Below are 10,648 nucleotides of genomic sequence, written 5' to 3'. Positions count from 1 at the left end.
GTGTTCTGGCGCGAACACGGCGAAGTCCTCATCCGGCAGGAGGGCTACCACGAGGCCGCCTGCCAGATCATCCTCATGGCCTTCCTGCACCGCCTCGTCAACGGCGGAGGCCACCTCGACCGGGAGTACGCCGCAGGCACCAAGCGCCTGGACGTGCTCGTCCGCTGGCCCTACACCGGCCCCGAAGGCGAACGGCAGGTGCAACGGGAAGCCATGGAGCTGAAAGTCTGGCGAACCGGCGAAAACGACCCCATGCCCGACGGCCTCGCACAGCTCGACCGATACCTGGACCGCCTCACCCTCACCACCGGCGTGCTGGTGATCTTCGACCGGCGCCCCGAAGCCCCGGCCTGGAAAGAACGCGGCGGATTCGAGCAGGCGGCCACACCGTCCGGCCGCCAGGTCACCCTTCTGCGGGTTTGATGGGTGCAGCCGTATCTCAGGCCCCCTGGTCATCGCCCAGGCCATGACCAGGCGATCAGTAGAACAGCTCCCAGTCCCCGGTGGTCGTCGAGCGCGCCCGCAGCATGCCGAAATTGGCGCCCGTGTATTCCACCTCGGCAGCCACGAGTTTGTCGTTGGCGAGAGACCTCATGGAGCAGAAGATGGACCCGCACTGGAGACGGAACCTCTCCCATGGTCCGATGGAGGTCGCGCGTGCCCGGAGCATGCCGGAATTGGCGCCCGTGTATTCCACCTCGGCGCTCACATAACGCTGGGCACCCACCGAATAGATGGTGTCGGACGTTCCGTCATAGCAGACTCTGAACCTCTCCCATGGACCGGAGGTGGTCGCCCGAGCGCGGAGCATGCCCCAAGAGGATCCCGTGTATTCGAGTTCGGCGCTGACAAGACGGTCGTTGGCCTTGAGCCTCATCACACCCTCCCCACATGAGGGCCTCAGGGTACTCGCGCCATCGCGGGCGGCGTCGCGCTGTTTCACGTAGTCGGCTAGATTTTTGAACGTGCCGACCTCCCTAGCGGGAGTGGGGGTCGTGTCGGCGCTCGCCGCGGGCGCCGCCATCAGTACGACGGCCCCCGCCGCCAAAGCCATACCGAACTTGCGCGAGACGTTCCTAAATTTCATGTTCCTGCTTTCTGTGAATTTTCTGCGAATACTGTCTGTCGGCTACCGGTGGCCGCCGATGGCAGGGACGTGAAGGCGTTGCGGACAAAGCCAGCCGATCACCTGCACGGTCTCATTCCGCAGTGAATTACCAGTTACTCGACTACACCCTGCCCTCTGAGTGCGTTCAGTCGGAATCCACTTCCTTCTGACAGCGTCCACTGAACAGGATGTGATCGATGTGCCACCAGATCAGAAAGGGCTCGTCACCGCCGACGCGGCCGAATTCACGTGTGAAGAAGAGCGATTCAGAGGCCGGCCGCACCGGCTCCTCAACGGCCTGCGGACGTTGCCGGTTCGTCGACTACCTGACCACGAAATGCGGCATCAGCGTCGGCCAAGCGATGTGCTGGCTCGAGTTACCGCGTGGAGCAGAGGGGAAAGAGGCTGCTGCACGCTATCGCCGATCGCGTGAGCACTCCCGAGAGTCCCGTCCCGCCCAGGACGGTGGAGGGCTGGCCCAGGACGGCCAAGAGTCCAAGATTGGCCGACGACCGCGGCGGTGACGGCTTGGACGATCTCCGGCAGGCGCCGGCGGTGTTGTCGCTGGTGAACATGCGCTGGGGTGAGGCGGGGACAGTCACGCTCATGTTCATGCGTGTCTTTCAGCTGATGATGGGCGAGGCGATGACGACGGTGACGTCGGCCGCCTCAGGGCCGGTGCGGTAGATGTGCGGGACGTCTCCCGCGAAAGCGAGCAGGTCACCGGGGTGCAGGTCGGTGGGGGCGTCGGCGGGTCCGGCGGTGAGGTGGCCGGAGGAGACGAGCAGGTGCTCGATGGTGCCGGTCGCGTGCGGTACGCCGTCCAAGTGCGTACCGGGCGGCATGCGCAGCCGCCAGATCTCCAGGCTGTTGCCGCTGCTGATCCGGCGCAGCAGCTCGCGTCCCACTTCGCCGGCGGCCAGGTCGGTGCCCGGTACGAACACCGGCCCCGGGTCGGTGTCGCGCGCCAGGAGGTCGGTCAGCGGGATGCGCAGGGCGATCGCGAGCGCGTCGAGGGTCTCGATGGTCGGGTTGCCCCGCCCGGCCTCCAGCTGCGACAGCGTCGCCTTGCTCAGACCCGCCCGGCGGGCCAGCTCGGCACTGCTCATGCCGCGCTGCTCACGGCGGTGGCGGATCTGCGCCCCGATCGCGATGGCCGTGCTGCTGGCGGGCCGGCGGTCGCCGGATGAAGGTGCCATCAGCGTTCCCGGTGGGCGGCGCTGTAGGAGACGCGGATCCGGCCCTTCTTGACCTTCAGCGTGGGCAGCACGACGTCGGCGAGGTCGCCGAGGCTGTGTACGTGGGTTCCCCCGCACGGAGCCGAGTGCAGTTCGGCCAGGTGCACGATACGGCGCCCCTCGGCGTCGTTCTCCCAGGTCACGGGGAGGTCCTGTGCGATGGCCTTGGCTACCTCCGTCCGCAGCGCCTCGGTGGCGTCCTCCCGGCCCTCGGGGGCCTCCAGGCGGGCGTCGGGCCGCGGTGCGGTGAACTCGATCCTGGCCTGGCCGGGGAAGTGGTTGTTCGCGGCCAGCACCCAGCCCTGCGCCCGTCCGGCCGCCTCGATCAGGTGGCCGGCCGTGTGCAGCGCGGCATGCGCGATGCGCGACGGAAGGTCGATGCGGACCTCGACCGACTGCCCGAGCGAGAAGAGCGGCAGCGTGGCTTCGCCGGAGGCCATGGCCACGACCAGCCCGGAGTCGTGGTCCCGGAACGGGGCGATCTCGTGGCCGTCTATCCACCCGCGATCGGCGGGCTGGCCCCCGCCCTGCGGATGGAACAGACAGTGCTCGACCGCCACCCATGGGGCGCCGTCGCGCTCACCTATGGCGGTGACCTGGGTACGGGCCTGCTCTTCGTACGTGTCCGCGTAGTAGGCGGGGACTTGCATGACAACCCTCATTAGGAAAGATTGGCAAACTCTACGTTCACTATAACGAACGACGGCAACTCGGTCGTCAGCGCGGCGGTCAGCGGCCTGGCAGGCAGTGTGCTGTGGGTGAGCACCAGGACCAGGTGGATAGCGCGCTCCACGCGCAGGCCCTGGCCAGACGGAAGACGACGGTCATCACGGGCGCCGTCAACAACTGGACGGTGAGCCACCGAACGATATCCAAGCTGGGATTTCACCCGGCCGTGTTGGTCGTCACGTCAGGGAATCGCGCTGGGTAGGAGGGCCGGCCGTTCAGGACGATCCAGGCCTGTCCGGTCCGCCCGTCGGTCAGGATGGCCTCGACCGCGTCGGCTGCCTCGTCCGGGTCGGCGAAGGTGTGTCCGGCCTCGGTGAGCGGTTCGCGGTACGGGGCCAGCAGCGGGGTGTCGACCAGACCCGGGCAGAGCGCGTTGACCTTGACGCCGTCGTGGGCCAGAAGCGTGGCCGTTGATCGTGCGAGGCCGACCAGGGCGTGCTTGCTCGCGGCGTAGAACGGGTCGGGAGCCTCCTTGAGGCCGGCCAGGCTGGAGGTGACGATGATCGAGCCGTGTCCGCGCAGGTGCGGCAGGCAGGCGTGGATTCCGTAGACGACGCCGTCCAGATTGTCGGCGATGACTACTTTTCGTCCCTTGCAGACCATGCGCCGGGCTATGGCGGCGCCGATGCCGCCGGCGCCGCCGGTGATCAGCATCACGGTCAACGTGACTCCTCGGGCAGGCCGGTCGCTTCAACCGGTAGGCGAACCAGCTCGACACCTCTGAGCCGCAATCCGTGACCGCGTAGGTAGGCGCGGCCGAACAGGCGTTGGAAGACGAGCAGGGCGGCGAGGGTGACGATCAGCAGGACGTCGTCCAGCAGTGGCACCGCGTCGATGGGCAGTGTGGCGGCCATGACGACGCGCAGAGCCGCATCGGCCAGCAGGGCGGCACCCCACACCGCTGTGGCGACCCGGAGCACGTGGCGAAACGGCGGGTGGTCCCTCCAGTTCGTCTCCCATTGCTGTTGTTTGTCGCGATCGGAGATCACGCGCATGGCCTCGTACAGGAACGGGCGCCGGCCGCAGAGCGTGATCAACGCCCATAGGCCCAGCGCGCAGGTGCCCCACGCGTTGCGGATCAGCAGTACGCGCGGGCTGCCGGAGATGAACGACATGGCGACGGTGAGCATCATCGCGCCGAGCACGAACACGGTGATCCCGCTGATACGCCGCTCGACGATCAGGTCGTGGACGGCTCGCGCCGCGGGCAGCGCGCCGGCGGCCAGCAGTGCGATCCACTGGCTCACCCCAGCCGCCCTGAGCCCGTAGAAGATCGCGAGCGGTCCGGCGAGCTCCAGGGCCGCGACGGTCACCAGGCCGCGGTGCATCCCGCTCACCGCTCCTCCGAAGTCCGCTGTGCGGCCCGTTGTACGGCTCCGACGAAGGTATCAACGACGGTGCTGCGGTAGATGTCGAAGTCGAGCGCGTGCTCGCCGCGCATCCGGGGGGCCGCCGCGTCGATGGTCGCGCGGATCATCACCGCCATCGACCGGGCGTCGAAGTCGCCGAACTCACCGCCGCGCTGTCCCTCCTCCAACAGCATGACCAGTCCCTGGACGCTCGGCTCCTGGTAGCCGGCGGCGGTGTACGGCTCGCCGGCCTGATCGCGCAGATGGGGTCCGATCTCGGTCAGAGCGGCCAGGTCGGTGGGGTGCTCCCGGAGGAACTCCAGGTTCGACTCCAGGTAGGCCCGCAGTCGTCCGGAGGCGGTGGTCTGGGCCTTGACCCGCTCCAGGATGAAGGCGGCTCCCGTGTGGTAGACGTCTTCGACGATCTGCCGGATGAGGTCATGCTTGCCCGCGAAGTGGTACGAGATCATGCGGGGGCTGCTGAGGCCGGCGCGCTCGGTGATCGTGGCGAAGGTGGCCTTGTCGTAGCCGAGCTCGGCGATGGTCTCGATGGCCGCGCGGACGATCTGCGCCCGGCGTGTGGCGTTGGTGGCACTGTCTCGCGACTGCTTTTTTATCTGCATAGATAAAAAATGGTACAGCTAGCTAAAAAGACTGTCGAGCGCGTCGAGTGCCGCGTCTGGCCGGTGCGGGCCGAATGGCCGCCTCCTGGGAGGAGCTCAAGGCCACGGCCGCCGACCGCTGAATCCGCGTGTCCGGGCGGACCGCTTCAGTGCGGCCCCGCCGCCGCGCCCCGGAGCCGGGCGGCCACCTCCTGGGCGCGGCGCAGGTCGTACGGTGCCGACAGGCGTTCGGCCGCCCGTACCGCCTGCTCGGCGACCTTCGCCGCCGCCCGCCGCTCACCCGCGGCGGCCAGGACGAGCGCGCGAGCCCAGCCGATGCGGGCGGCGGCTCCCGGATGGCGGGCCTGGTACTCGGCGAGGTGCCGGTGGAGCCTCCGGGCCGTCGCGGGGTCCGGGTCCGGGGACATGTGACAGAGCAGCTCGGCCAGCCCCGACCAGCACTCCAGCATGCCGCGCTGGGCCTTCGGCAGGCGGGCGGCCAGATCAAGCGCCCGGGCCAGCGCCTCCCGCGGGTCGTCCGCCATCAGAGGGACCGCGAGCGCCTCCCGCGGGTCGTCCGCCATCAGACGGACCGTGAGAACCTCTCGCCGGCCGTCCGCCATCGAACGAGCCGCGATCAGGCGGGCCGAGGCCGTGAGCAGGCGCAGCTCCTGGATCACCGGCATGACCGCGCCGTCCCGCAGGCCGAGGCGCTGCTCGTGGGCGCGGCGGCGTTCGGTCGAGGCGCGGGCCGCCGCCAGCACCTCGGCGACCCGTTCGGGGCTGGTCCCCTCGATCCGCAGCAGGGCCTCGGCCTGGCCCGTCAGGCACCAGTGGCGGCCGATGTCGCCGCCGACCCGGCTCGCCGCCTGTTCCGCCGTGGCGGCGTACAGGTTCGCGGCCTGCTCGAAGTCGCCCCGCCAGAGCGCCGTCTCCGCGAGCATGCCCGCGCAGTTCTCGGCCACCCGGGGGTCCAGTGTCCTGGCCCGGCACTCGGCGAACGACCCCCGGGCCGCCTCGAACTCCCCCGCCGAGAGCTGGTCCAGGCCCCGGGCCAGGCGGGCGCGGCTGGCAGGCTCCGTGGGATGCGCGATGCCGGTCAGGGCCCTGTCGGCGAGCGCGCCGTAGCGATGGGCCAGGCGGTGGCGGCCGGCGACGCGGGCGATGGTGGCGAAGTTCGCGTACGCCTCCGCGCGCAGGTCCGGGGCGGAGGTACGGTCGGCGGCGTTGAGCTGGCGCAACGAGACCGCCAGCATCGTTGGCACGTCCTGCTGGTGGTAGGCCAGCCGGGCCAGGAACGTCAATGCCTGCGCCACCTCGGCGTCCCGCTCGGATCGGGGCACCGGCAGGACCCGATGGAGGACCTGGCGCGCGGCGGCCGTCAGAATGGCGGCGACCAGGCCGGGCCGGGAGGCCGGCAGCGGCCTGCCTACCGTGTCGAGTGCCGCCCTGACCAGCCGGTACGCCTCCCGCTCCCGGGCCAGCTGATGCTCGCTCACGCACGCCATCCGCAACCATCGCGCCCGCAGGCGGGGAGTCTCGGGCGTACGGGCGAGATGCAGCCGTACGACGGCCCCCGACTCCTCATACAGCCGCAGCCGCAGGCACAACACCCAATAGTTGTCCAGGAACCCGGGCTCCCCGGACACCGCCCAGGCCAGCCGGATGTTGTCCATCTCCGCCCCCAGCACGCGGGTCACCTCCGCGTCCGAGGCATCCTGCAGGGCGGCGGCGTGCCGGTCGAGCAGGCGCGAGAAGTACGCGGCGTGCCGCTCCCGCGCCGCCCGCCGCTCGCCCGGCGACAAGTGCGCGGCGGCGAACTGCTGGATGAGCGGATGGATGACGTACCGTCCGGCCGGGGTGAGCTCGATCATGCTCTGGTCGACCAGCCGGACCAGCACGTGCGGCCCGGTCCTGGCCACCTCCAGCGCCGCGGGCAGGGTGCAGCCGCCGCCGAACACCGCCAGCGCCGCCAGCGCCTTCTGCCCGGCCGGGTCGAGGAGCCGCCAGGAGGTCTCGAACACCGTACGCATGCAGGCGTGCCGCGACCGAGCCGCCGGTCCCCCGGCCGACAGCAACCCGGAGTCCACGCCGAGGTGGCGGCCCAGCTCGGCGGGTGGGACGGCCCGCAGCAGCCCGGCCGCCAGCTCGATGGCCAATGGCAGACCGCCTGTGGCGGCGCAGATCGCGGCCACGGCGGCGGCGTCCCGGTCGGCGTCGAACGCCGGTTGCGCCCGCGCCGCCCTGGCCGCGAACAGGGCCTCGGCCGCCGGCCCCGGCAGGCCCGCCACCTCGTACGTCACCTGGCCGGGTAGGTCGAGCCGCCGCCTGCTCGTCGCCAGGACCCGCACACCCGTGGCCGTACGCAGGATGCGCCCGATGACCGCGTCAAAGGCGGGCAGGTGCTCGAGGTTGTCCAGCACCAGCAGGACCTCCTGCCGGGCCAGCGCCGCCAGGAGCAGGTCCAGGGCGGGGCGCTGCGGCGTGAGGTCCACGCCGAGGCGGCGGGCGAGTGTGGTGACGGCCGCTTCCGGGCGTACCCCGGCGAAGGAGACGAAACGGGCCGAGTCCGAGGCGGCGGCGATGGCCAGGCGGGTCTTGCCGACGCCGCCCGGGCCCAGCAGGGTGACCAGGCGTTCGGCGGCCAGCAGCGTACGCAGGCGCCCCAGCTCCGCCTCCCGGCCGAACAGCTCCGTACCGGGCACCGGCAGGGGCGCGCGCCGGACGGCCGTCCGCTGGGTGAGCAGACGCCTCCTGGCCGCCGCGGTCTCCGGCGCGGGGTCGACGCCCAGGTCGCCAGCCAGCCGCAGCCGCAGGTCGTCGTAGCAGGCCAGGGCCGCCGCCCGGTTGCCCGCCGCGGCCAGGGCGGCCATCAGCAGGCGGTGCGCCTCCTCGTCATACGGGTCCAGCCCGGCCACCAGGCGCGCCAGCCGTACGAGATCGGCCGGTGGCGCGGAGCCGGAGCGCAGCAGCAGCTCGCGCAGCCGCAGCCGGGCCCGCCCGCGCTCCGACTCCAGCCATCCGCCGAAGGCCGGGGCGTCGCAGAACCACACCCCGTCCATGAAGTCGCCCCGCCACAACCGCAATGCCTCTGCCACGGTCGCCGTCTCGGCCAAGCGTCCGTGGTCCACGTAGCAGCCGCCGGGGCGGAACCGTACGTGGTCGCGGGTGATGTCCAGCCACCCGCCCACCTCCTTGCGCAGCTCCGACAGCGCCAGGCGCAGACTGCCGCGGGCGTTGGCGTCCGGCCGCTCGCCCCACAGCAGCGCGGCCAGCTCGGAGCGCGGGCGCGGGCCCGGCGTGGTGGCGAGGTAGCAGAGCAGGGCGCGGGTCTTGGCGGAGCGGATGCCCACCGGCCGCGCTCCGACGGCCAGCTCAGGCGGACCGAGCAGCAGCAGGGTCAGCGAGTCTCCCATAGCCACAGGAGGGTAGGCGCGTCCCCGCCGGGTGACTGCGGAAAAAGGCGTGCCCGGAACGTGCACTGTGCCACTGACCAGCGCTCTAACGATGTGCTCACGCTGCCTGCCCCACTCTGATGCCGCGTTTCACCACGAGGCGCGATCCTCATCAAAGGAGAAGCAGCATGCGCTCTCAGAAGCTGATCCCCGCGCTCGCCTTGGCGGCGGGCCTGGCCGTTCCGGCAGTGCTGGCCACGGCCTCGCCCGCCGGCGCGACCACCTTGGCCGCGAACTGCTCGGTCGCGTTCTACGACCTCGACGCGTCCGCCGTGGACGAGGTCGACGGCAAGGACGAGCTCAGGCTCGAGGTCGGATCGAGACTGTTCCCCAGCAGCTGGGTCAACATGAACGCCGGCAGCGACGCCGACCCTGTGGACTTCGACTACGCGAGCGTCAACCTCAGCAGCACCTCGTCGTTGGCCTTCAACCTGCGCGAGGTCCAGCCGCCGATCGTCAAGTCGGGTTTCAACCTCGGCACGTACATCGTGTACGGCTCCACCTGCGCCGGGCTCTCCACCGGTCAGTCCGTCATCGTCGGGGGCATCATCTCCGGCACCCATGACAGCTACTACGAATACAACCTCAGGTTCAGAGTGACCGGGCTGTAACCCGACCGAACGTGAAGGCTCCGCCGTGGTCCCGAGGCGGGGCCTTCACCTTCTACCAAGCCCGGTGGTCGCGGTGACTGTCACATAAGTAGGCGCGGCTGCCGCGGGGCTGCCCATGACCACGTCAGCGGAGGTCGGCGCATTTTCGTTGATCCGGTACAGGCTCGAGGTGCCCTGCCTCTCGACCAGCACGAACCGCATCTTGGCCAGGATCTTCAGGTGGTGCGAGACCGTGGACCGGCCCAGCCCGCTGGTTCGCCACCAACACACCGAAGACCTCGGCCCACGTGGCCGTCCCTCCGAACTCGGCGGCGACGTGCTTGCAGGCGCGCATTATCGAGCCAGGTGGAATATAGAAGTCTCCTTAGTCTTCATGACCGCGAGCGCGTCGTTCTTGGTCGCCCGGTCGATAAAGATCGAGCAGGAGGTAGCCGCGCAGGCCGAACAGGGGAACCTTTTCGTGCTACAGCAGCAGCGCGAGCGTCGCACAGGTTACCGCCGCGCCCGCCACGGCGCCCGTGATAGCCGGGGTGCGGTCGCGGATCTCCGCGCGGGCCCACCCGGATCACCGTCACCAACACGGCGTCGGCCGCGAGCATCACGACCGACCCGGCGCCACGGCAAGGCGATTTGATCCACCCGGAGCGGCTGGAGCCCCATATGATCCAACACAGCTATCTTCCGGGCATTGCCCCCGGCCGGCTGGGCGTCGTATCCCACCGGAAAGTGGAACACCAACCCTTTCCCGTAGCAGGTGATCAGTGAGTAGACCGGCGATCGACACGACGAAGCCTTCGCCCGCGCGCATATATGACTTGATGCTCGGGGGCAATGAGAATTTTGAGGTGGATCGGCAAGCGGCCCAAGTTGTACTCGAGGTTGCGCCGGAGGCCAAGCTGGCAGCGGTGGCCAACCGGGAGTTCCTCGTGAGAGCGACCCGGTACGCCACCAGCCATGGGATCACGCAGTGCCTGGACATAGGTTCCGGCCTGCCCACTCAGATGAACGTTCACCAGGTCGCCCAAGCCGAGATAGCCAGTGTCCGCACAGTGTACGTCGACAACGACCCCAGCGTACTTGCGCACGCGCAGGCGCTCATCGTCGATGACCCGAACACCGGCTACATCGAGGCGGACCTGACGGCCCCCGCCGAGATCATCGCCAATCCGGTGACACAGCGGTTGATCGACTTCTCCCAGCCGGTCGCTGTGTTCCTAGTCGCTGTCCTCCACTTCGTCCCCGATGGGAACGATCCGTATGGCATCGTCCATGACCTGATGGAGCAGGTGGCCTCTGGGTCGATGCTCATCGCGTCGCACGGGACCACCGATGGCATCAGCCCCGTGGTGTGGGAGCGGATCCAGCGTCAGAACGAGCAGTTAGCGGTCCCGCTGACCTTCCGGTCCGGCGAGAAGATCCGGCGCTTCTTCGATGGGCTCGACCTGGTGGACCCTCCCGGCTGCGTTTTCCTTGAGCAATGGGCGCCGGGCGAGGTGCTGCCCGTCGATGAGACTGCGCCGTTGAAGCTTCGCTGCGGGGTCGCGATCAAGCGCTAA

The 10,648-nt window shown here is 69.7% G+C and carries 11 protein-coding genes; 3 read left to right on the top strand and 8 right to left on the bottom strand.

Annotated elements, in window-relative coordinates; translation table 11 throughout:
- On the top strand, positions 1–423 hold a 423-nt coding region (locus AB0B64_RS25500), incomplete at its 5' end, for a hypothetical protein (protein WP_358180059.1).
- Positions 424–478: 55 nt separating this feature from the next.
- Here AB0B64_RS25500 and AB0B64_RS25495 read toward each other — a convergent pair.
- From AB0B64_RS25495 to AB0B64_RS25465, 7 genes are all read right to left on the bottom strand, one after another.
- Complete coding sequence (locus tag AB0B64_RS25495) at positions 479–1,087, bottom strand: hypothetical protein (protein ID WP_358180056.1); 609 nt, start codon at positions 1,085–1,087, stop codon at positions 479–481.
- A gap of 644 nt (positions 1,088–1,731) precedes the next feature.
- Positions 1,732–2,307, bottom strand: a complete 576-nt coding sequence (locus tag AB0B64_RS25490) for an XRE family transcriptional regulator (RefSeq protein WP_358180053.1) — start codon at positions 2,305–2,307, stop codon at positions 1,732–1,734.
- On the bottom strand, positions 2,307–2,996 hold the full coding sequence (locus AB0B64_RS25485; RefSeq protein ID WP_358180050.1) for a hypothetical protein: 690 nt from the start codon (positions 2,994–2,996) through the stop codon (positions 2,307–2,309). The genes AB0B64_RS25490 and AB0B64_RS25485 overlap by 1 nt, the downstream gene beginning before the upstream one ends.
- 235 nt (positions 2,997–3,231) lie before the next feature.
- Positions 3,232–3,729: an SDR family NAD(P)-dependent oxidoreductase gene (locus AB0B64_RS25480; protein WP_358180084.1), complete on the bottom strand. Its 498-nt coding sequence runs from the start codon at positions 3,727–3,729 to the stop codon at positions 3,232–3,234.
- A 5-nt stretch (positions 3,730–3,734) separates the two neighbouring features.
- A complete protein-coding gene (locus AB0B64_RS25475) occupies positions 3,735–4,403 on the bottom strand; it encodes a VC0807 family protein (RefSeq protein WP_357949505.1) in 669 nt (222 codons plus the stop codon).
- Between the two features lie 5 nt (positions 4,404–4,408).
- Entirely contained in the window at positions 4,409–5,047 is a 639-nt protein-coding gene (locus AB0B64_RS25470) for a TetR/AcrR family transcriptional regulator (RefSeq protein ID WP_358180047.1), read from the bottom strand.
- A 146-nt stretch (positions 5,048–5,193) separates the two neighbouring features.
- Entirely contained in the window at positions 5,194–8,442 is a 3,249-nt protein-coding gene (locus tag AB0B64_RS25465) for a BTAD domain-containing putative transcriptional regulator (RefSeq protein WP_358180044.1), read from the bottom strand.
- Positions 8,443–8,609: 167 nt separating this feature from the next.
- On the opposite strand from AB0B64_RS25465, the gene AB0B64_RS25460 reads away from it, so the two are divergent.
- On the top strand, positions 8,610–9,092 hold the full coding sequence (locus AB0B64_RS25460; protein ID WP_357949449.1) for a hypothetical protein: 483 nt from the start codon (positions 8,610–8,612) through the stop codon (positions 9,090–9,092).
- Between the two features lie 45 nt (positions 9,093–9,137).
- Here AB0B64_RS25460 and AB0B64_RS25455 read toward each other — a convergent pair whose 3' ends face one another.
- Positions 9,138–9,293, bottom strand: coding sequence for a hypothetical protein (locus tag AB0B64_RS25455; RefSeq protein WP_357949447.1), 156 nt, complete (start codon positions 9,291–9,293; stop codon positions 9,138–9,140).
- 560 nt (positions 9,294–9,853) lie between these two features.
- On the opposite strand from AB0B64_RS25455, the gene AB0B64_RS25450 reads away from it, so the two are divergent.
- Positions 9,854–10,648, top strand: a complete 795-nt coding sequence (locus AB0B64_RS25450; RefSeq protein WP_357949444.1) for an SAM-dependent methyltransferase — start codon at positions 9,854–9,856, stop codon at positions 10,646–10,648.

Origin of the sequence: Nonomuraea sp. NPDC049129, from assembly GCF_040648495.1 — a bacterium.
Taxonomy (GTDB): Bacteria; Actinomycetota; Actinomycetes; order Streptosporangiales; family Streptosporangiaceae; genus Nonomuraea.
The sequence above is the reverse complement of the archived record's forward strand: the minus strand, read 5'-3'. Positions and strand labels throughout refer to the sequence as shown.

Excerpts from the sequence above, each read along its gene's own strand:
- AB0B64_RS25495 (WP_358180056.1), bottom strand. The coding sequence starts at position 1,087 with ATGAAATTTAGGAACGTCTCGCGCAAGTTCGGTATGGCTTTGGCGGCG.
- AB0B64_RS25490 (WP_358180053.1), bottom strand. The coding sequence starts at position 2,307 with ATGGCACCTTCATCCGGCGACCGCCGGCCCGCCAGCAGCACGGCCATC.
- AB0B64_RS25485 (WP_358180050.1), bottom strand. The coding sequence starts at position 2,996 with ATGCAAGTCCCCGCCTACTACGCGGACACGTACGAAGAGCAGGCCCGT.
- AB0B64_RS25480 (WP_358180084.1), bottom strand. The coding sequence starts at position 3,729 with ATGCTGATCACCGGCGGCGCCGGCGGCATCGGCGCCGCCATAGCCCGG.
- AB0B64_RS25475 (WP_357949505.1), bottom strand. The coding sequence starts at position 4,403 with ATGCACCGCGGCCTGGTGACCGTCGCGGCCCTGGAGCTCGCCGGACCG.
- AB0B64_RS25470 (WP_358180047.1), bottom strand. The coding sequence starts at position 5,047 with ATGCAGATAAAAAAGCAGTCGCGAGACAGTGCCACCAACGCCACACGC.
- AB0B64_RS25465 (WP_358180044.1), bottom strand. The coding sequence starts at position 8,442 with ATGGGAGACTCGCTGACCCTGCTGCTGCTCGGTCCGCCTGAGCTGGCC.
- AB0B64_RS25460 (WP_357949449.1), top strand. The coding sequence starts at position 8,610 with ATGCGCTCTCAGAAGCTGATCCCCGCGCTCGCCTTGGCGGCGGGCCTG.
- AB0B64_RS25455 (WP_357949447.1), bottom strand. The coding sequence starts at position 9,293 with ATGCGGTTCGTGCTGGTCGAGAGGCAGGGCACCTCGAGCCTGTACCGG.